The 20,393-nt window shown below is 72.4% G+C and carries 14 protein-coding genes; 4 read left to right on the top strand and 10 right to left on the bottom strand.

Annotated elements, in window-relative coordinates:
* Positions 1–240 precede the first annotated feature (240 nt).
* Entirely contained in the window at positions 241–2,034 is a 1,794-nt protein-coding gene (locus tag ACFWOG_RS04060; RefSeq protein ID WP_380354515.1) for an LCP family protein, read from the top strand.
* A 117-nt stretch (positions 2,035–2,151) separates the two neighbouring features.
* On the opposite strand, the gene ACFWOG_RS04055 is transcribed toward ACFWOG_RS04060, so the two are convergent.
* The gene (locus ACFWOG_RS04055; protein WP_329949685.1) at positions 2,152–2,916 is read right to left on the bottom strand and encodes a sporulation protein; all 765 of its coding nucleotides are present in this window, start codon (positions 2,914–2,916) and stop codon (positions 2,152–2,154) included.
* Between the two features lie 287 nt (positions 2,917–3,203).
* On the opposite strand from ACFWOG_RS04055, the gene ACFWOG_RS04050 reads away from it, so the two are divergent.
* The 3 genes from ACFWOG_RS04050 to ACFWOG_RS04040 all read left to right on the top strand — a co-directional run bounded on the left by ACFWOG_RS04050 (position 3,204) and on the right by ACFWOG_RS04040 (position 6,276).
* Positions 3,204–3,899 (top strand): hypothetical protein, encoded by a 696-nt coding sequence (locus ACFWOG_RS04050; protein ID WP_380354513.1) that lies wholly within the window; start codon positions 3,204–3,206, stop codon positions 3,897–3,899.
* 216 nt (positions 3,900–4,115) lie between these two features.
* A complete protein-coding gene (locus ACFWOG_RS04045; protein WP_329884694.1) occupies positions 4,116–4,856 on the top strand; it encodes a FadR/GntR family transcriptional regulator in 741 nt (246 codons plus the stop codon).
* Between the two features lie 124 nt (positions 4,857–4,980).
* Positions 4,981–6,276 carry a CynX/NimT family MFS transporter gene (locus ACFWOG_RS04040; RefSeq protein ID WP_380354510.1) on the top strand — a complete coding sequence of 432 codons (1,296 nt, stop codon included), beginning with the start codon at positions 4,981–4,983 and terminating at the stop codon, positions 6,274–6,276.
* Positions 6,277–6,409: 133 nt separating this feature from the next.
* On the opposite strand, the gene ACFWOG_RS04035 is transcribed toward ACFWOG_RS04040, so the two are convergent.
* The 9 genes from ACFWOG_RS04035 to ACFWOG_RS03995 form a co-directional block, all read right to left on the bottom strand.
* A complete protein-coding gene (locus ACFWOG_RS04035) occupies positions 6,410–7,126 on the bottom strand; it encodes an ABC transporter permease (RefSeq protein ID WP_329949681.1) in 717 nt (238 codons plus the stop codon).
* Positions 7,127–7,318: 192 nt separating this feature from the next.
* Entirely contained in the window at positions 7,319–8,236 is a 918-nt protein-coding gene (locus ACFWOG_RS04030) for an ABC transporter ATP-binding protein (protein WP_329949680.1), read from the bottom strand.
* Between the two features lie 25 nt (positions 8,237–8,261).
* Complete coding sequence (locus ACFWOG_RS04025; protein WP_329949679.1) at positions 8,262–9,167, bottom strand: ABC-2 transporter permease; 906 nt, start codon at positions 9,165–9,167, stop codon at positions 8,262–8,264.
* A complete protein-coding gene (locus ACFWOG_RS04020) occupies positions 9,151–10,185 on the bottom strand; it encodes an ABC transporter ATP-binding protein (protein WP_380354505.1) in 1,035 nt (344 codons plus the stop codon). The genes ACFWOG_RS04025 and ACFWOG_RS04020 overlap by 17 nt, the downstream gene beginning before the upstream one ends.
* A 189-nt stretch (positions 10,186–10,374) precedes the next feature.
* The gene (locus ACFWOG_RS04015) at positions 10,375–11,331 is read right to left on the bottom strand and encodes an LLM class flavin-dependent oxidoreductase (RefSeq protein WP_380354502.1); all 957 of its coding nucleotides are present in this window, start codon (positions 11,329–11,331) and stop codon (positions 10,375–10,377) included.
* Positions 11,332–12,194: 863 nt separating this feature from the next.
* On the bottom strand, positions 12,195–13,370 hold the full coding sequence (locus tag ACFWOG_RS04010) for a hypothetical protein (protein ID WP_380354499.1): 1,176 nt from the start codon (positions 13,368–13,370) through the stop codon (positions 12,195–12,197).
* The gene (locus ACFWOG_RS04005; protein WP_380354496.1) at positions 13,367–17,842 is read right to left on the bottom strand and encodes a hypothetical protein; all 4,476 of its coding nucleotides are present in this window, start codon (positions 17,840–17,842) and stop codon (positions 13,367–13,369) included. Before ACFWOG_RS04005 ends, ACFWOG_RS04010 begins: the two co-directional genes overlap by 4 nt.
* Positions 17,835–18,698, bottom strand: coding sequence for a hypothetical protein (locus ACFWOG_RS04000; RefSeq protein WP_380354493.1), 864 nt, complete (start codon positions 18,696–18,698; stop codon positions 17,835–17,837). The genes ACFWOG_RS04005 and ACFWOG_RS04000 overlap by 8 nt, the downstream gene beginning before the upstream one ends.
* Positions 18,695–20,200 carry a hypothetical protein gene (locus tag ACFWOG_RS03995; RefSeq protein WP_380354491.1) on the bottom strand — a complete coding sequence of 502 codons (1,506 nt, stop codon included), beginning with the start codon at positions 20,198–20,200 and terminating at the stop codon, positions 18,695–18,697. Before ACFWOG_RS03995 ends, ACFWOG_RS04000 begins: the two co-directional genes overlap by 4 nt.
* Positions 20,201–20,393 lie beyond the last annotated feature (193 nt).

Here is a 20,393-nt window from a genome sequence, read left to right as displayed (position 1 = left end):
CCTCCCGGTTCAGCCGTTGGAGTGAGTCGTGACGGCGAACCGGCGGGTCGGACCGGCGCGGCCGGGTTCGGCGGCCGAGCGGCACCGGAGAAGTTTGTATGCTCCCAGGGTTGCCGCTTCCGCCGCTGAGAGGTCCGCGCCATGTCAGGCCAGTGGAGCGAGAGCCTGCCGGAACCGGGCGGGCGACGGCGCGCCGACGGAGGCGTCCGGACCGACCGGTCCGAGGAGGGTCCCGGCCGCGTGCCGGCACCGCGCCCCGGCGGCCGGGCCGAGGCCCGTCGGGCCGCCCAGAGCCGGGGCACTCCGGGCAAGACCGCCCAGCGCAGCACCACGCAGGGCAGCGGCGTCCAGGGCGGCACCGTCCAGGGCGGCACCGTTCAGGGCATCGGTGTCCAGGGCGGCGGCGTCCAGGGCCGGCCCGGGCGGGTCGGCCCCGACGGGTGGGCCGGAGGCCGGCCGGGCCGGGACGCCCGGCCGGAGGGACCGCGGAACACCCGCCGGCACCCCGCCCGGAACGCGCGGCGCGGCGCCCGGCGGATCATCGCCTGGTCGGTGGCCGGGGTGCTCGTCGTCCTGGCCGGTGCAGGCGGCGCGGTGTACTACAAACTGAACGGCAACATCCGCTCGTTCGACCCGGACGCCATCGCCACCGACCGTCCGCCCGCGCCGGCCCCCGACGCCCACGGCAACCGGCCCGTCAACGTGCTGCTGATCGGCTCCGACTCGCGCGCCGGACGGAACAGCGACCTCGGCGGCGGCAACGAGGGCGGCGCCCGCTCCGACACCACGATCCTGCTGCACGTCTACGCCGACCACCGGCACGCGGTGGGCATCTCCATCCCGCGCGACGCCCTCGTGACCGTCCCCCGGTGCCGGCTCCCGAACGGGAAGTGGACCAAGGAACAGCCCGGACAGATGTTCAACTCGGCCTTCTCGGTGGGCAACACGGAGTCCGGCAACCCGGCCTGCACGCAGAACACCGTGGAGAAGCTCACCGGCATCCGCGTCGACCACACGATCGAGGTCAACTTCCAGGGTTTCGCCGCGATGACCGGGGCGGTCGGCGGGGTCGACGTCTGCCTGCCCAACGACATCCACGAGGGGAACATCAACCCCGGCCTGGGCCGGAAGGGCAAAGTGGTGCTCGCCAAGGGCCGCCAGCGGGTCTCCGGCCAGCAGGCCCTGGACTACGTCCGGCTGCGGCACGGCATCGGGGACGACTCCGACATCGGCCGGATGAAGCGTCAGCAGGCTTTCCTGTCCTCACTGCTGGCCAAGATCAAGAGCCAGGGCCTGAGCCCCGGAACGCTGCTGCCGCTGGCCGACGCGGCGACCCGGTCGATGACCGTGGATCCGGGGCTCGACTCGGCGGCCAAGCTGGTGGACTTCGCCCTCTCACTGCAGGACATCGACCTGCACGACGTCAAGTTCCTGACCACGCCGTGGCGTTACAACGGCGCGCGGATCGACCTGGTCCACCCGGCGGTCGACAGCCTGTGGAACACCCTCCAGGCCGACCGGACCATCGACGGCCAGGACGCCACCGGCCGGCAGGACGACGCACCCGGCTCGCCGCCCCCCGAGGCACCCTCCCCCACGGCGTCGCCCTCGCCCTCGCCGCTCACCACCGAGGGCCCGCCGATCCGGGTCGCGGTCCTCAACGGCACCACCGCCCCCGGCCTGGCCGCCCGGGCCGCCGAGACGCTCCGGGCGGCCCGGGTCACCGTCACCGGGGTGCGCAGCGCGAGCAACACCGCCCGGGCGACCACCACGGTCGAGTACGGGACCGGACAGCGGGCCGGTGCGGAGAAGGTCGCCGCCCTGTTCCCCGGCGCGGCGGTGACGCCCGGTCAGGCGGCCGGGATCAGCGTGCTGCTCGGCCGGGACTACGCCGCCGGTGCCGCCGCCTCGGCCGCCTCGGCGTCCGCGTCCGCCGGCGGTTCGTCCGGTGCCCCGGTCCCGCTGCCCGCCGAGGTGGTCAACGAGGCCCGGTCCGGCGACGACGACATCTGCGGCAACGTCTCCTACGGCTGACCCCCGGCCCGTCCGGGGCCGGGGGTCAGGTCGGGTCGGGTCAGGTCGGGTCAGCGGCTCAGGCATGGCCTGGCCTGGCCTGGCCGCCGTACCGACGGGATCAGAGCGCCGAGCGAATCAGAGCGCCGAGCGGATCCAGCCGTCGACCAGCGCGGTGAGGTCCTGGTCGGCCTGGCCGTGGTCGATCGCGTGGGTGCGGATCACGTCCCCGCCGCCCCCGAACAGCCCGCCGCGCTTGTCCGCCTCCAGGACCACCTCCACCCGGTGGGCGGTGGTGACGAAGCTGACCTCCAGCGAGTTGCAGGCGTGCGCGTACTGCGGCGCCGAGGAGTACTCGATCTCCTGGTAGAAGGGCAGCGTCTGAGCGGTGCCGCGGATGTGCCCGGCCTCCAGGTCGGCCGAGCGGAACCGGAAGCCGAGCTGGAGCAGCGACTCCAGGATGCGGCGCTGGGCCGGCAGCGGCTCGACCTCCAGCGGGTCGGAGTCGCCCTTGTCCAGCGCGCCCGCGATGTCGACCTCGGTCCGCACGCCCAGCTGCATGCCGTGGAGGCGCTGCCCCGCGATGGTGGTGACCGGCGTCTCCCACGGCACCTGGACGGCGAACGGGACGGACCGGTTCTCGCCCGGGGCCAGCTTCAGCGGCTGGGTCACCGAGAAGCGGGCGAACGGGTACAGCCCGGTGCTCTCGCCCTCCTCGTGCTCGACCTCCACCCGGGCGACCAGCGTCAGCGTGATCCCCCGGATGTCGGCCTCCACCGTCCCCCCGGTCAGCTCGACCGTCCCTTGCAGGGTCCCACCGGGCTGCACGACCGGCGTGGTCAGAACGGTGTCGACGCCGGGACCGCCGACGCCCAGGGCACCGAGCAGCTTCTTGAACACCATGCGGACGCTCTCCTCGAATCAGGGGTGTGGACCGGCTCCGTCATACCAGACCACCGGTAGGGCCGGCCTCAGGGGCCGCTCGTCGTCGGAGCCGGCCGCCGGGCCGGGGCCGAACGCCGGACGCACGGTTCCACCGCCACGGGGGGCAACCACCCGAGCGCCCGGGTACGTCATATCTTCGTCACGCCCGTTCGTCGTCGACACCAGGGGGAGCCTGGCGGACCCCGCGTCGAGGACGGCACGATCACGTATCCACCCGGCGCCAACTTCATGCCTGGAGGCCGTTCTTGATCGCCAGCACGCCCGTAGCGCGATGGTCCTGGGGTGAACCCGGACACCGGACCGACCTGGTGGGCGAGGCCGTGCGCCGGTTCGTCCTGGCCCTGCGGGCCCTCGACCGGCACCGGCTGGGCACCCCGTGCCTGGGGCGGGTGGCCGTGTCCGTTCCGCAGCCGGGTCGCCGGAACTTCCTGGTCCGGTCGGACTTCCGGGTCGGCGCACTCGCCGTGGTGGACTCGGGGGCTCCCGAGTCGCTGACGGCGCAGATCAAGGCGGCTCTCGCCCCCGGCGAGATCGGCACCGTCGAACTGTTCGCGTCCTGCGACGGCGTCGTGGAGACCGGCCGCGGCGCCCGGGCGGCGGAGGGGCTGTTCACTCTGGGGGCGGAGGCGTCCGAGGGGTTCTTCAACGTGGGACTCACGACGCACTCCGACGCCTGGCTGCCGTTCGACCTCCGCGGGCGCGGCCAGGACGCGGTGTTCGCCGCGAACGGCCCCCGCCTCGCCTCGGCCCTGGCGGAGATCTCCGCGGCACTGGGCCTGGAGGTCGACCCCGACGACGCGACCTGGTTCGCCGTTCCGACCGGGAGGGGGGCCGAGAACCGGTTCGAGGACGCCGACGGTTCGCCCTCCGACGTGTGGGGGCGGTTCGAGATCCCCTACCGGAACGGGAACTCGAACCGGACCCCGCGCGACGCGACCTGATCGGACGGGCCGGGGCCGCACCGGGGACCCGGCCCGGCGGCTCCCGGCCCCGCCGCCGTCACCGGCCCGGGCCCGACCTCGCCGACCGGGTGTGCCGGTTCGGACGCAACGGTTCCCCCGGCGTTCATCCCCAGTTGTAGGATGACCGGGCAAGCAGTTGTAGGATGACCGATGACCGGCTCCTCCAGGGCAGCCGCAGACCGGGGAGGAACCGCCGTGACCAGTGCGAACAGCAGCAACGACACGCTGCAGACCGCCGGGCGGCGCTCCCTCGTGGACACCGCGATCGAGCAGCTGCGCGAGCAGCTGAGCTCCGGTGTCTGGCCGGTCGGGTCGCAGATCCCGACCGAACACGAACTCGCCGAGCGGCTGGGCGTCGGACGGAACACCGTCCGGGAGGCGATCCGGGTGCTGGCGCACGCGGGCATGCTGGTCTCCCGTCAGGGCGAGGGCACCTTCGTGCGCTCCACCAGTGACCCGGCGTCCGTCCTGCGCGGCGTCCAGCGCTCCGGCGTCCGCGACGTCCTGGAGGTCCGGGCCGCGCTGGAGGCCGAGGGCGCCCGGCTGGCCGCGCTGCGGCACACCCCCGAGGACATCGTCCGGATGCGGGCCGCGCTGGCCCGTGAGGTCGAGGTGATCGCGGCGCACCCCGAGCGGGCCGGCCGCGAGGCGACCGTCGAGCACGACCTGGAGTTCCACACCGCCGTCGTCGAGGCCGCGCACAACCCGGCGCTGGCCGAGGTGTACCGCTACTTCGGCGCCTCGGTGCGCGAGTCGATGCGGACGGCGTTCGGCGACCACGAGATGCCCGAGGTGGTCGTCGCCACCCACGAGGCGCTGGTGGACGCGATCGAGAGCGGTGACCCGGACCGCGCCGAAGCGGCCTGTCGCGCGCTGCTCGCCGAGCCGACCGCGGCCGTCGAGCAGCTCCTCGCCGCCATCGCGGCCCGGAAGTAAGCGGCCCCGAGCCCCTCCGCGCCCGCCCCTCCGCGCCCGCCCCTTCCGCCCTCCGCGTTCCCGCCCCTCGGCATCCCGCCCTTCGGCGTTCCCGGAACCGTTTCCCGAAAGAGCAGCACGCCCCATGGCCGTCACCCGTGCCCAGCAGCCGGTGGTCACCACCTCCTCCGCGCTCCCCGTCCGCAGCCGGCTGGCCCACCCCGCGCTGCTGCTGACCGGCATCCTGCTGGTCGCCCTGAACATGCGCGCCTGCCTGGCGGCGGTGTCCCCGATGGTCGGGGAGATCCAGCGCACCTTCGGGCTGTCCGCCACCGCGAGCGGTCTGATCACCACCGTGCCGGTGCTCTTCCAGGGCGTCGGCGCGCCGCTCACCCCCCGGCTGACCCGGCGGTTCGGCACCGAGCGGGTGGTGCTGGGCGCGGTGCTCGTGCTCGGCGCGGGCGTGCTGCTGCGGGTGCTGCCCTCGGTGTCCGCGCTGTACGCCGGGTGCGTGGTGATCGGCGTGGCCATCGCCGTGCTGAACGTCTCCATGCCCGGCCTGGTCAAGCGCGAGTTCCCGGGCAGGGCCGCCGCGATGACCGGCGTCTACTCGACCACCATGCTGGTCGGCGCGACGCTCGCGGCCGGTACGTCGGTGCCGTTGGAGCACGTGCTCGGAGGCGGGTGGCAGGCCTCGCTCGGCGCCTGGTCGCTGCTCGCCCTGGTCGCCGCGGTGGCCTGGCTGCCGCAGGTGCTGCGGGCGCGGGCCGGCCGGACGGCCGCCGCCCCGACGGGTCCCTCGGCGGTGACGGCGACCGCGAGGGCGACCGCGACGGCTGCGACCGGCCCGGCTTCGGCGAACCGGCCGATCGAGGGAATCTGGCGCTCGCCGCTGGCCTGGCAGATCAGCCTCTTCATGGGCATCTCGTCGCTGCTGGTCTACACCCTGGTCGCCTGGATGCCGACCATCCTGGCCGACCAGGGGATGGACCGCGGCGAGGCCGGCCTGGTCTTCGCCTACTCCAACCTGGTGCAGGTGGTCGGCGCCTTCCTCGTCCCGCTGATGGCCGGCCGGATGACCAGCCAGCGGGCGCTCGCCCTCGTGATGGCCGTGCTGAACGGGGTCGGCGTCGCCGTCCTGCTGATCGCGCCGGTGCCGGGCGCGTGGGTGGCGGCCACCATCCTGGGCGTCGCCCAGGGCGGTTCGCTCGGCCTCGGGCTCGCCTTCATCGTGCTGCGGACCGACAGTGTCGCCGGAGCCGCCCAGCTGGGCGGGATGTCGCAGGCGATCGGCTACCTGGTCGCCGCGGCCGGTCCGGTCGGTGCCGGCGCCCTGCGCCAGCTGACCGGCGGCTGGACCGTGCCGCTGGCGCTGATGCTGGTGCTGGTCACCGTGGTCGCCGCCGCCGGCTGGGGCGCCGGACGCAACCGCACGCTCTGAGGCGACCGCACGGTCCGCGACGGCGGCCGCACGAGGGTCGGCCCCGGCAGCAGTTGCCGGGGCCGACCCCGTCCTCGCTCCGCTTCCGTCGCTCCGCCCGGCCCGGGGCCCGGCGTGCGTCGCCCTCCCGGGGCTACTCCTCGCTCGCCAGGGTCAGCCCGGCCAGCCGCACCGAGGCGAACACCGCCGCCGCCACGGTGGCCACCAGCAGCAGCGGCACGGCCACGCCGAGCGCCACGTCCGCGGTGATCGCGCCCTCCTCGGCCACCGCCTTGGCCACCGACAGCCCCCACTGCTGGACGCTGAGCGTCCGGGCGCCCTCGACGAAGTTGCCGATCAGCGACTCCCAGACCAGCGCGTACGCCAGGCCGGCCACCACCGCGTGCCGGGTGACCACGCCGAGCAGCAGGAACAGCGAGCTGTACGCGGCCCCGGCCACCAGCGTGGCCACGGTGTAGCCGACCGCCAGGCCGTCCCGGGTGCCGTACAGCAGCAGCCCGGCGAGCAGCGTCGGGACGGCCGCGAAGACCCAGGTGGTACCGATCGCCACCACCAGCTTGGTGGTGATGATCTTCCAGCGGGGCAGCGGCTTCGCCAGCAGGTAGACGATCGAACCGTCGTCGATCTCGGTGGCGATGGCGCCGGTGCCGACGACCAGGCCGAGGATCGGCAGCAGGGTGCCGAGGCCGAGCTGGCCGAGGATCTTGACGGTCAGGTCGTGCTTGTCCCCGCTGGCGCCGGCGGCGATCGCCGAGACGAGCAGCAGCAGGGCGGGGACCACCAGCAGCAGCAAGCCGCGGCGGCGGCCCAGCAGGCCGCGCAGCGTCAGCCTGGCGACGGTCGGGTTCATGGTGGGTCGGCCTTCCTGGGGTCCGTGTGGGTCCGGTTCGACGTGCGGTTCGGCGTGCGGTTCCGGTTCAACGCGCGGTTCCGGTTCACGCGTCCGGATCCGGCTGCGGAGCCGGGTGCGGCTGTGCGTGCGGCGCGTACGTGCGGCTGTGCGGGCGACTGTGCGTGCGGCTCCGGGCCGGTACGCCGGGGGCTAGGCGGAGACGAGGTACGAGAAGACGCTCTCCAGCGACTCGTCCGCGGGCGCCACGGTGTACAGCCGGATGCCCGCCTGCTGGGCGACCTTCGGCAACAGGGTGGTGAACCCCTGGAAGTTCACCGCCTGGATGCGCAGCGCCTTCTCCTGGAGGTCGAGCTCGATGCCGGCCGTCGACGGGTCGGCGATGAGCGCCGACGCCAGCCGGCGGTCGTCGCTGGAGCGGACCAGGTAGCGGTGCGGGCGGTCGGTCATCAGCCGGCGGATCTTCCGGAAGTCGCCGGAGGCGGCGTGCCGCCCGGCCACGACGACCTCGATGTGCCGGGCCAGCTGCTCGACCTCCTCCAGGATGTGCGAGGAGAACAGCACCGTGCGGCCGTCCGCCCCGAACCGGCGCAGCAGTTCCATCAGCTGGAGCCGCTGCCGCGGGTCCATCCCGTTGAACGGTTCGTCGAGCAGCAGCACGGCGGGGTCGTGGACCAGGGCCGACGCCATCTTGACGCGCTGCTTCATGCCCTTGGAGTAGGTGCCGGTCTTCCGCTCCTGCGCGTACTCCATCTCGACCAGGGCCAGCGCCTTGCGGGCGGCGGCACCCGGGTGGGGGAGTCCGTGCAGTTCGGCGTTGGCGAGCACGAACTCCCAACCGGTGAGGTAGTCGTACATCGACTCCCGCTCGGGGACGAGCCCGATCTGGCGGTACACCTGCTGGTTGCGCCAGATCGGCGCGCCGTCCAGGGTGACCGCCCCGGTGGAGGGAGCGAGGAATCCGCTCATCATGTGGATGAGGGTCGACTTCCCGGCACCGTTGGGACCGAGCAGACCCGTGACACCGGGACCGATCGCCATGCTGACGTCGTTGACGGCGACCACGTTCCCGAACCAGCGGGAAACCTTGTCGATGGTGATGGTGGCCATGGCGCCCTCTCAGATACTCGGTTGATCAGATGCCGCGGTAGCGGCGCAGCAGCAGCCGGTACGAACCCGCGACCATCACGGCGGCGACGGCGGCGAAGACGACCACACCCAGCCCGCCCGGCGCGTGCAGCCGCTCGGGACCGCTGCCGAGGTCGAACACCTGGTTGGTCAGGCTCTCCACGAGCGCTCCCGGCGAGAGCAGCGCGGCCCACTGCGCGGAGTCCGAGGCCCCTCCGTCGGCGGTGGTGCCGCTGATCCCGATCACGATCGCGACGACCACCGTGCTCACCGCCAGGTAGCCCATGATCGCGGCCACCCCGAAGCCGCGCCGCGGCGTGGCGGCGGCGATGACCACCGCGATCGAGGTCGGCACCAGCGCGTACAGGACCGCCGCGGTCAAGCCGTACAGGAAGTGCTCGGTCTCGTGGCCGAAGCTCAGCCCGCTCAGCAGCGCACCGACGTACAGCACCAGCAACGGCACCAGCATCAGGAGCAGTTGGGCGCAGACCATCGCGGCGTACTTGGCCCGGACGTAGTCGGCGCGGGTGATCGGGCGGGAGAAGTACAGCGGCACGGTGTGGTGCCGGAGGTCCCGCGAGAACAGCACCGGCGCCTGCGAGGCGAGGAAGATCGAGACGACCAGCCCGACCGCGCTCAGGTACTCCGCGTAGTCCATCGACAGCTTGTCCTGCCTGGCCACGACGGTGATCACGACGATCATCACGGCGGGCACGGCGGCCGCGCCCAGCACGAGCATCGGCAGCACCTTGGACTTGCCCGACCGCCCGAGGCCGTACGCGGCGCGCAGGCTCTGGGTGAACAGCGAGCGCGTGGCGTACGCCCGGCCCAGCCGAGGGCCTGCGTAGCCCCGGTAGCCGATGTCGTGGATGACTCCGGTGTCGGTCGGCCTGGTGTCAGGAGACAGCGACATCTGCGGTACCCCCCTCGTTCTGCCGGCGGTCGCCGCCGGCCGGTGCCCTGTCCGCGACGCCGTCCGCATCGCCGTCGGCGCCACTGCCCGCGCCGCCGTCCGTGAACAGCTCGGCCACCCGGTGGCGGCGCTGCTCCAGCCGGACCAGCCCCAGGCCGAGGCCCGCGACCGCGTCCCGGATGGTGTCGTACGTGTCGTCGCCGGCCAGCCGGACCAACAGGATCCGCGGCCCCTCCGTCTCCACCGCGAGCCCGGCCGCGGCCAGCCGCGCGCGCACGGCGGCGCTCGCGTCCAGCCCCGCGTCACGCGGGTGGTCGGTCACCTCGACCGCCAGGGTGGCCGTCGCACCGGTGAAGGAGGCCGTCGACGAGGACCGCAGCAGCTTGCCGCCGTCGATGATCACCAGGTGGTCGCAGGTCCGCTCCAGCTCACCCAGCAGGTGGGTGGTGACCAGCACCGAGATGCCGAAGTCGGTGTGCACGCGGCGGATCAGCGCCAGCATGTCGTCCCGGCCGACCGGGTCCAGCCCGTTGGTGGGCTCGTCCAGCAGCACCAGCTTCGGGTCGTGCACCAGCGCCTGCGCCAGCTTGACCCGCTGCTTCATGCCCGTCGAGTACCCGCCCATCGGCCGGTAGCGCTCCTCGTACAGCCCGACGTGCCGCAGCGTGTCCGCCGTCCGCTCGCGCGCCGCGGCGGCGGGCAGCCCCGCCATCCGCGCCATGTGCACCACGAACTCGGTGGCCGACACGTCCGGCGGCAGGCAGTCGTGCTCCGGCATGTAGCCGACCTGCTCGCGGATCTCCGAGCCCTGGGTGGCGATGTCGAGACCGAGCACCTGCCCGGTCCCCGAGGTCGCCGGGGCCAGCCCGAGCAGGATCTTGATGAGTGTGGACTTGCCCGCCCCGTTCGCCCCCACCAGACCGACCACCCCGGGCTCAACCTCTACGGTGAGCTGATCGAGGGCGGTGACCCGGGGGAACCTCTTGGTGAGGCCGTCCGTCTTGATGACAGTGGACACGTGGCCCAACGTAGTGCGCACCCGCCACCGGGGCCATGAGCTCCGATGACGAGCCTGTCTGCTGCTGCGGTATGACACCCGGGCCGTCGTCCCCTAGGGGATCCGCGCGGACCCCGCCCGCGGAGCCACCGGCCGGCTCCCCCGGCACGCGGGATCGGCCGGTGGCCGTCGGGTCCTGCGGACGCGCGGTCAGCCCAGCTGGGCGAGGCCCTCGGTGGCGATCCGCTCGAACACCGCCGGGTCGTTCTCGAAGATCGAGTCCGGCACCGGCCAGTGGATCACCAGCTCGGTGATCCCCAGCTCCCGGTACCTGCCCGCCCAGTCGACGAAGGCGTCCACCGAGGCCAGCGGCTTCTCCGCCGTGGACCCCTGGAGCAGCACCTTCTCCAGCTCACCGGCGTCCCGCCCGGCCGCCCCGCAGGCCGCCCGGAGCTTCTCGATCTGCGCGGCGATCACGGCCGGCGCCTGCTCCACCGGCACGTCCGCCGGCCCGCGCGGGTCCCCGTACGTCACCCAGCCCTGCCCGTACTCCGCCGCCAGCCTCAGCCCGCGCGGTCCGGTCGCCGCCACGTAGAACGGCACCCGCGGCGTCTGCACGCAGCCGGGGATGTTCCGCGCCTCGACCGCCGAGTAGTACGTACCCTCGCGGGTCGTGGCATCGGTGCGCAGCAGCTCGTCCAGCAGCGGCAGGAACTCCCCGAACCGGTCCGCCCGCTCCCGCGGCGACCACGCCTCCTGGCCGGTCGCCGTCGCGTCGAAGCCGGTCCCGCCGGCCCCGATCCCCACGGTCAGCCGCCCGCCCGAGACGTCGTCGACCGTGATCAGCTCCTTCGCCAGCGTCACCGGATGCCGGAAGTTCGGCGAGGTGACCAGCGTGCCGAGGCGGATCCGCTCGGTCGCCGTGGCCGCCGCCGTCAGCGTCGGCACCGCCCCGAACCACGGCTCGTCCCGGAACGACCGCCACGACAGGTGGTCATAGGTGTACGCGGCATGGAACCCGAGCTCCTCGGCCCGCCGCCAGATCTTCTGCCCCTCGCTCCACCGGTGGATGGGGAGGATCACCGTGCTCAGATGCATGCCACTGACCCTAGCCGGGGCACCCCCACTGAGCGTTGATCCATGCACGTCAGACGGTGGTGTGCGCATGGCTTCCGGCGCCAGTCACTGCAGCTCTGACACCCGCGGCCCCTGCAGTTGCTACGACAGCCCTACCGCTGACCTCGCTGGTACGGGGTGCGAGGCCCGCACAGGGGCAACAGATGCCGGGGCGGGGGTTTTGGGTCGTGGCACTTGGCGCACTCGACGTATCGAGGGGCTGCAGGGCGCACGGGGCCTGGGCGGGTGGCATCTTGCGTTCAAGTCGGCTGCGGAGCAAGCCTGTCGGGGAGTGCGGCGGAATGGGTAGGCCGGGCAGCAGGGCGTGGGCGAGGTCGCCGTGGGTCGCGTCGCGTTCCCCCACTGGGCGACCAGGGGTGCGAGCGCGCGGGCCTCGGCCTCGCCGAGGTGCAGGCGGGCTTCGGGGCGGATTGCCCGGAACAGCGTGTCGACCGCCTCGCGGACCTGCTCGTCCGGCAGCACGGGGGCGTCCTCGGTCTCCCGGAGGTCCTCCTCATCCCGAACCTCAGCCGCCCCGGACGAGGCCGTCGACAGCCAGGGGGCGCCTCTGGACATATAGCGGGGCCACCCGCCGGAACCCATGACGTAAAACGGCTTCCGGTGGTCATCGACGACCGTGGTGCCCGGCTCGCCCTGCTTCACCCAATCCAGCTCGATAGTGAAGCAGCACTCATCCGACGTATCGGAGATGACTGCTGCGTTCACCCCACACGCCTGCGGTCTGACCCTGCGATCTCGTCCGTCTCCTCGTCATCCTGTACAAGGACTTCACTGTGAGGCGTCTCCCGGATCACCTGGTCCACCGCATCGTCGATGGCCTTTTCACTGCTCAGCCATCTCCCGACGGTTGGGTCGCGCTCTACGCGGCGGGCCGCTGGCGACGAGGGCAGGGCTCACTGCATGTCCGAGATCCAGTCGTCGGTGGTGGTCAAGTGGCGCAGTCCAACGGCTTCCTGCGCCCACCGGCGCCCCTTCACCAGGGCCTCGACGACCGGCTCGAAGTCACTGCTGCCGTCCAGCCAGCCCACCAGCCGCCTGGCGTCCTCCGGTCCGCTGCTCTCCTTGCCGGGAAGGTCGACGCCCACCCGAACCAGTTCGCGGTAGAGGACGGGGGTGGGGCGCACCGGTGGCAGCTCCAGCTCCACGGCCCTGGCGGACGCCTGGAGGGGAATGTCCAGTCCGCTGCTGTCCAGGTCGCCGAAGTAGCGGATCTCGCTGAACTCCTGGTGGCCCGGCACGGCTCCGGAGAGGTGGTGGTCCTTGATGCTGGCGACGGATGCCTTGAACGACTTCCCGACGCCCCAGGCCACGCAGCCGATCCGGTGCTCGATCCGGCCTTCCACCTCCCGGAGCCTGCGGACCAGGGAGGTGTAGGTGGCCGAGTTCTCCACGACGAGGAGCACGTCGCCGGCGCCGAGCGAGGTGTGCCGGTTGCGCATGTCGTGCGAGAAGTGGCTGCTGAGCAGTGGGGGGCTTGTCGGGAACGCCCTGATCAGTTCGAAGAACGCCGCCTTGTCCTGGAAGAGCGGCCCGCCGAATCCCTTCTGGTCCAGGCACTTCTCTGGTTCCGGGAAGCAGGAGATGTACTCCGGCTTCCCGAAGATCTCCAGCGCGCGCTCGCGCAGCGGCACCGCGAGGTCGGGCGCGACCAGGTAGGGCAGCTCGTGCAGCCAGCGGCTGATGGCTGTGTAGGCGACGCGCTGGCGCTCGGTGCCGTCCCGCCGCCCCTTGACCAGACGGTAGAGCGCAGGGTGCAGCGGGGCTTCCTTCCGCGGAGCCGGCACGGGCGCGGGAGCCGTCGCCAGGAGGTGGAGCCCCGGAGGGAAGGGCGCGTTGGCGCGTCGGGCCATGAGCCTGACGCGGTCGGCCGCCACCAGCGCATCGAGGCACCTGGTGAGGACGGTCTCGTCCTCCTCGCTGGTCGGGCCGCCCTTGAACACGATGTGGAAGTCGGCCAGCACGTCGGCCCCGCCGATCTGCATGTTCGAGTGGCCCTTCCAGCGCCGGTGTTCGGCGCGCCGGTAGAGCCGGGCCAGGAGGCTGCTCGAAAGCTGGTCGAGCGCGGTCACCCGGTTGTCGTCCCCTCCCCGTCCGGACGGGTGTAGTAACGGGTGGCGGCGATGGCCCCCTGCACATCTCCCTGAATGGATGACCGCAAGCGGTTCGTGAACTGGTCGGAGACCGAGAGGTAGCGCCGCCGGGCCCGGAGATCGGCGTCGTTGCGCATCCTGATGACCAGGGGGAAGACGTCCAAGGCGGTCCGGTCGTACAGGCCGGTGGTGTAGACGAGCTGGACGCCGAGCGCCTTGGCCACCGACTGCTGCAGGCGCAGGAGGTAGAGCGCGGACGCGCGGCCGATCGGATTGTCGAGGAACAGCACACCGGAGTGCTGGTGGCCCACCCGGCCCCGGTCGTTGGCCCGGAGTGCGGCCATCGTGCAGTACAGGACGATCGCGGCGGTGAGGATCTGGCCGCCGGAGAAGATGTCCTTGGTCTCCGAGACCCTGACGCGCTCCATCCCGAGGAGGGCGTCCGGCTTGAGGATGGTGACCTGGAAGCCCTTGGGCGCGGCCGCGGTCTCGACCCCCTTGAGGAGGAGCTGGCGGGCGTCCCGCTTGCCCTGCCGGTTCCTGGCCTCGCTCGCGGCCTCGTCGATGACGTGGCCCAGGCTGGCGTGGAGCACCTCCTCGCTGGGATCGGTGAAGCCGATCTGAAGGAACTGCTGGCCGGACCAGTTGCCCAGCCCTTCGGGAAGCCTGGACAGCCGCTGGGCGCGCCGGAGCGTGCGCAGGGCTTCCTGAACCTGCTGGGTGAACTGCCGCACGATCTGGGTGCGGTGGCGGGTGATCGAGGCGAGGTCGATCTCCAGGGTGCGCAGCCGGGGCCTGAGGTCGTCCGCCCACTCCGTGGCGAGCGCGGGAAGGACGGCGCGGTCGGTAGCGACGATGACGCGGCGGCCGGGCGATTGGAGCTTCTCGAACCGGGCGTCGCTCGCATGGCCCGAGAGGCGGTCGGCGAGTCCCCGCTCGTGTTCCAGGGCCGCCGCCGAGACCGCCTGCGTACCGGTGTATTCGCCGTGCAGCCGGGTGTGCTGCGCACGGGCACCGGCCGGATCGCCCTCGTACGCCGTCGGCGCGGGCTCGGCCGGCGGCTGTTCCGACGGGTCCCCGAAGACGTCGACCAGCAGCTTGAAGTCGCGGGTCGCCTGGCGGGCCGTCGCGTGGGCCTGCACCGCGGCGTCCAGGAGGGCGGTCAGAGCGGCGGCGTGCTCCGACGCCTCGGCCAGTGCCGCCTCGGCGGCCAGCACGAGCCCCTCGCCGTCCGGGACGTCCTCCGGCGTCCCGAAGGGGTCGAGGCCGACGGGGGCGTCCGCCGCCGGTGCGGGGAAGGCATCCAGGTCGCTCCGGTGCCGCAGGGTCACCGCGATGAGCCTGTCGAGCCGGTCGCGGAGAATGGCCGTCTGCTGCTCCGCCCGGAGCCGAGCCGCGTTGCGGGAGGGCGTGTCCGCGCCGTCGGGGCCACCGAGCAGGGTGAGCGCGGTGGCCAGCTCGCCCTTCTGATAGGGGGACAGCCCCGCCGCCGCGGCCCGCTCCTCCACCTCCGCGTAGCGCAGATCGGCCAGCAGATCGGCGCCCACCGCCACCCTGGCGTACTCCTCAGCGGCGGCGCGGTACGCGTGCCGGAGCACTTCGAGCGGATGCCCGGAAGCATCGGCTGCGGCGGGGCCGTCCTCGTCGTCGCCCGCACCGGCGCGGTCCGGGAGGTCCGCCAGCTCCGTGGTGACCCTGTCCACTGTGGCCCGCAGGGCGTCGGCGGTCCTACGGGCGTCCGCTGCCGCCAGCCGTGCGTCCTCGGCGGTCGTCCGGGCGGCCTCGGCGGCGCTCTGGTGGACGGCGGCGGCCTCGCGCGCCGCCTCCGCCTCCTCGCGCCAACCGGGAATCCTCTCCTCCTGGGCCGCGAGCGCCTTCAGCGCTTCGAAGCGCCGGTCGAGACCGGGCCGAGCCCGGTGCAGGAGGCGGAGTTCTTCGCGGGCCGTGTCCAGGTGCCCGGCCAGCGCGTCGCGCGCTTCCTCGGCCGTCGCCACGGCCAGGCGCGCGGCCAGGGCGGCCTCCTCCCGTTCCGCCTTGGCGTCGGCGAGCTCGGCCGGCCTGCCGGGCGGGCACTCCTGGCGCCAGTGCGTCAGCCGGGCGATGAACGCGTTGTGCGTGCGCAGCGTCGAGTCGAGTTCGGCGAGTTGGTGCTGGTGCTCGTCTCGGCGCCGGCTCAAGGCGAGGCGCTCGGCCTCCCCGGCCCGCTCGTCGTACAGGGCCGGGTGCGGTGGAACGACGAGGCCCACGCCAGGGGGCGGCCCGCTCTCCTCGTGGACGGCGGACGTGGTGCTCAACGCGATGAAGCCGGTGGGCCGGGAGCATTCTGCGGCCAGGATGTCGGCCGCGAGGCCCAGGTGGTCGGCCTCGTTCACCAGGACGCCGGTGACGAGGTGGGGAGCCCTGCCGACGATCTCCTCACGACGCTCGGTGCCGGGCACGGAGGCCAGGTACTCCCAGCCCGTGCACGCAGATACCCCGCCGGCGTTGAGGAGGTCGCAGATCCCCACCGCCTCGATGGACGACGGCAGGAGGTCGGTGACCTCTAACGCGGTCAGCGCCCGTTCGTCGCCGGCGGCCGCCATCCGGACGTCCAGCCTGGTCGCCTCCGCTTCGTCGCGGGCCCGGGCCAGCCGGTCGGACAGCGCCTCCGCCTCGCCATCGAGGTCGGCCGGCTCGCCGCTGTACAGGTCGGCGGCGTGGAGCTCCGCGGCGAGCCTGCGCATGGCCGTGTCGACCGCCTGGAACTCCCGGCAGGCGATGTCGTACGCGTGCTCGGTGGCGTCCTGGACCCTCCGGGCGGCCTCGTGCTCCTTGCGGGCCTGCTCGTGCCCCTCCTCCAGCTGCCGAATCTCCGCCTCGCATCCGGCTACGCGCTCCTGGTTCAGCCGCACGCCGGACTCGGCGAGGGCCCGGGCATCGGCGACCGACATACCCTCGGCCACCAGCCCACTCCGGACCGCCGCGCCGATCTCGGCCTCGACGTCGGCGATGAGCCGGTCCGCCGTCCCGGCGCGCGCCTTCCGTTCGCCGACCTCGACGACCGCCTCGTCGTGTGCGGCCTGCGCGGTGGTAGCCCGGTGGTCGTGCTCTGCGGCCTTCGTCTCGTGTCCGGCGATGTCGGCTTCCAGGTCCCGGACCATGGCGTTCAGTGCGCGCGAGAGCGTGCGTGCGGCGGAGTCCCGCGTGGACAGGGCCGGGAGAGCGGCCTCCTTGGTCTCGGCGATACGCTCGCGCAGCCGCCTAGCCGTGGTGGTCGCCTCCAGGTCCCGCAGGACCGCCGGTACGGCCGTCCAAGCCCGCTCGACCGCCCCAGCCTCCCGCCAGTCCCGCTCAGCGGCCGACTGCACGCGCTGCGACTCGGAGAACCTCAGCTCGGCCAGACGCCGGCGGAGCTCGGTCAGGACGGCCTCCGCGCGGTGCCGCCCGTCCGCCGCATTGCGGACCTCGCCCTTCAGGCGGACGGCCTCTGCGTCCGTGCGCGCCAGTTCGGCCCGTTCAGCGGAGGCACGCTGCCGGACCCGGTGGATGAAGCCGTCCAGTGCCGACCGGGCCTCGGTGAGCCGGAGGTCGACCGCCCGGCGGTCCTCCCGGGCCTGGGCGAGCGATGTCAGCAGCGCGAGTGTGCCTTCGATGAACTCCTTCTCCAGCTCCATGCTGCCCCGGTCCGCCAGCTTCGCCCCATACGTGGAGAGGAGCTCGGCCAGGTCCAGGGCCGGTTCCGTGGGAAGGACGGCGGTGAGCAGGAAGTTGACGAACGCGAGGTCGGTCCCCAGGGAGAAGGCATCGGCCGCCTCTCCCTCGTCGCTGTTCATCGCCCTCTGGTAGCGGAAGAGTTCGGGGTCGAGTCCCAGAGCGGCGAGCCGGTCGGTCCACTCGCCCTGGAGTTGGAAGAGCCGGTACCCGAGCGCCGGATCGGCATCCTGGGCGAGTCGCAGTTCCTCGCAGTACTGGGCCAGGCTGAGGTACTTGCCCTCGGTCTCGATCGGCAGGTACTCCAGGTCGAGCGTCTTCCCTGGACGGAAGTGGTACCACCGCTCGACCAGGTTGGACGAGTCAGTCGACGTCCTCCGGTCCCTCCACTGGCTGACCTTCCCGGTGATCAGCCGTTTGCCGGTGCGCGCGTGGGTCCACTCCAGCACCACGTGCGCGACATCGTCAGGCAGCACGAAGCCGTCGAGGAGGTGGGGATTGCGGGTGCCGACGACCTGGCGCCGTCCGGGGAGCACGACGGAGAAGATGAGCTTGATAAGGACGGACTTGCCGCCCCCGTTCTCCAGGAAGAGCACGCTCGCCGGCGACGGGCGCCGGAGCGGCTCTTCGAGGTCGAATACATCGCCCTGCTGGCCGTTGGCGACCGGTGCGCCGACGCCGCTGAAGTCCAGCAGGACGTCCTCGTAGCGCGCGGCGTGCGGGCCTACACCGCGCAGCAGGACACGGGACAGCTCATACATCGAGCAGCTCCCCGGTCGTCCCCGCCGGCTCCCCGGCCCGATCGTCCCGGTCGCCGGGGGCCTCCCCACCGCTCCGTTGCCCGGGGGCCATGCGAAGGCGCCCGGAGGACATCGGCACCACGCCGAGACTGAGCAACTCGTCGAAGGCTGCGGTGGCCGCCAGCTCACGGACCTGGAGCTGGTAGCGCGTGGTGGTGCGGTACCAGCCCTCCTCACCGGAACCGGCCACCGTGAGGAATCCCTGGTCCACCAGGAAGTTCAGCGCCCGTGTGGTCATGCCGCGGGTTGAGTTCATCGCCAACCGCTGGTCCTTGGTCAGTGAGGCCTCAGGCCGACGGGCGTAGGCGCTCCAGACCTTCTCCAGCTCCGGGGTATCCGAGGGCGTGTCGATCCCGGCCTCCGACTGGGCGGCCTTCTCCCGCAGGCGGTCGCAGGTGTCCCGGACGGCCTTGTCCACGGCCTCGGCGCTCACCCGGCCGGTGTAGGAGTCGCTGGCCAGGTCGTCGGAGCGGGGGAACGCCAGCGCCGCCACGGCCAGGTGGATGACGCCATGGAGCAGCTTCTCGCTCTCGCCGCGCTGTTTGGCGATCCGCACGTAGTCCTCCATCCGCGTCTCGAAGACGGAGTTCGGCGCGGCGGCGAGCGCGACGCCGATGTCCTCCGCCGCGCCGAGCACCCGCAGGCCGAGTCCGCGGGCCGTGCGCTCCACCAGCTGCCGGAACGGTCCGTCCGTCCGGTACCGGCGCAGCAAGTCCCGGTAGGCACGGTCCTTAGCGGGCCGCAGCCGGGGGCGCAGGGCGAAGGCGATGAGCCTAGCCGCGTCCTCGGCCTCGTCCAGGCTGTACACGGGCGTCACTGGTCGGACTCCAAACCGCTCGGGGCGTCGTGGTCGGCCTCGTCGACCGGGTCCTGGAGACCGACCCGGGAGAGCAGGAGTTCGCCGCCGCCGAGCGCGGGGCTGGTCAGCCCGCCCTCTTCGACGATGGCGATGAGCATGCTGGGGTCGCCGCGCAGCACGGCCTCGCTGACAGCGGGGCTGAAGGCGTGCACCGCCTCGTGCAGGACCAGTCGCTCCACCGTCGGCCCGAGTTCCCGGGCGGCGGAGAGCAGGTCGCTGAGCGTCGTCGGCTCGTCGAGCGCGAGGTCCAGCAGGTGCTTGGCGGCCCGCAGGTCGTCCTCGCTGAACTGCGGCGGGTCGGCTAGGTCCTGGAGGTCGGGCTCCGGCACAGTGCCGGCGAAGAAGGCCCGGTCCGAGCGGCCCTGGAGCAGCCGTTGGACCAGTGTCGTCATCGAGGTCACGGTGGGCGGCGCCGGTGGCAGCCCAGAGCGGAAGAAGTCGGCGACGGGGTCGATCGCGTCCCGCACGCTCAGGCCGAGCACCGGCACCAGCAACTGGTTGAAGACGTCGATCGCCGCCCGCTGCGGAGGCCCGGAGAATCGCTGGCGGTCCTGCTCCGACCGGAAGAACGCACCGGCGGTCTGCAACCGGTTCTGCAACTGCATGTGCCGGCGGATGCAGTCCCGCACAATGTCCACCAGTTCAGCCGCCTGCTGCTTCCGCCGTGGATCGTGGGTCTCGTCGCGGTGCGCGGTGATGTTCAGCAGGATGGCGTTCTCGTGCCGGTAGCGCCCCTCGATGTGTTCGAGCGATTCCTCCAGCAGTTCGGGTACTTCGCGTTCCCAGTCGACCGTCCGGACATCGCGCCGGGTTGCCTCCAGGAACTGCCGCAGGTGCTCCCCGTACTGCACGGTGCGGTACCTCGCCTGCTCGGCGGCGAGCTTGGCGTCTTCCAGTCGTCTGCGTCTGATGAGGTATTCGAGTTTGTGCTCGGCGGCTACCTGGGCGGACTCCACGTCGGTGTCCAGCGCGCCCACCAGCACATTGATCGCCTCGTCCGTCACCCGGAGGAACACGCCTCCGTCGGGCGCGGAGTGCTCCACGACGAGCTTGAACTCGAAGTCGTAGTGCCCGTAGCGGCCCTGCTGGTCGAGACGGCCGTACTTCCAGGTGAACCCGCGGTCGATCGTGCCGATGTTGATCAGTTTGTTCAGTACCCATTCGGCGACGTCGTGGTGCTGCTGGTCGCTGTGCTGCGGCACCTGGACGGCTGCGAACCGCTGGACCTGTTCGATCACCTTCCTGTGCTCCGCGCCGGCCTGGAAGTCCATCGCCATGGCGACCTGGTCGATGGTGTGCAGAGCCAGTTCGACCACGCTGTAGGGTCGCGCGTCGACGCGGTCGTGGAGGCCTTTGTTGGCTTCCATCGCCTGTAGCGGGGCAGTGCAGGCGAGCGCCTTCACACGACGGATCAGTCCGTCGTCCGGCATCGCCGGGGATTCGGCGGAATCGTCTGACACGGGAAGGACTTTAGCCACGCTTCGGCTCGACTACCGTCGGATTCCGAATAGTCATGCGAACCCCGGCGGCGTGGTGTATGTCCCGGCCGCTTTGTTCGGCCTACGAGCGTCCCAGAGCCTCGGGTGGGGAGGCGTGGATCGAGTCCCCCAGACTCGCTCCACGGCGCTGCTCGCGCGGTTCGGACGGCCACCC

Origin of the sequence: Kitasatospora sp. NPDC058406 (assembly GCF_042722765.1) — a bacterium.
Taxonomy (GTDB): Bacteria; Actinomycetota; Actinomycetes; order Streptomycetales; family Streptomycetaceae; genus Kitasatospora.
Note: the sequence above shows the minus strand (reverse complement) of the source record. Positions and strands in the feature narration are given on the sequence as shown.

Bases quoted from the DNA above. Each gene is read 5' to 3' on its own strand.
- ACFWOG_RS04055 (WP_329949685.1), bottom strand. From the start codon at position 2,916: ATGGTGTTCAAGAAGCTGCTCGGTGCCCTGGGCGTCGGCGGTCCCGGC.
- ACFWOG_RS04035 (WP_329949681.1), bottom strand. From the start codon at position 7,126: ATGAACCCGACCGTCGCCAGGCTGACGCTGCGCGGCCTGCTGGGCCGC.
- ACFWOG_RS04005 (WP_380354496.1), bottom strand. From the start codon at position 17,842: ATGTATGAGCTGTCCCGTGTCCTGCTGCGCGGTGTAGGCCCGCACGCC.
- ACFWOG_RS04025 (WP_329949679.1), bottom strand. From the start codon at position 9,167: ATGTCGCTGTCTCCTGACACCAGGCCGACCGACACCGGAGTCATCCAC.
- ACFWOG_RS04040 (WP_380354510.1), top strand. From the start codon at position 4,981: ATGGCCGTCACCCGTGCCCAGCAGCCGGTGGTCACCACCTCCTCCGCG.
- ACFWOG_RS04015 (WP_380354502.1), bottom strand. From the start codon at position 11,331: ATGCGCACACCACCGTCTGACGTGCATGGATCAACGCTCAGTGGGGGT.
- ACFWOG_RS04030 (WP_329949680.1), bottom strand. From the start codon at position 8,236: ATGGCCACCATCACCATCGACAAGGTTTCCCGCTGGTTCGGGAACGTG.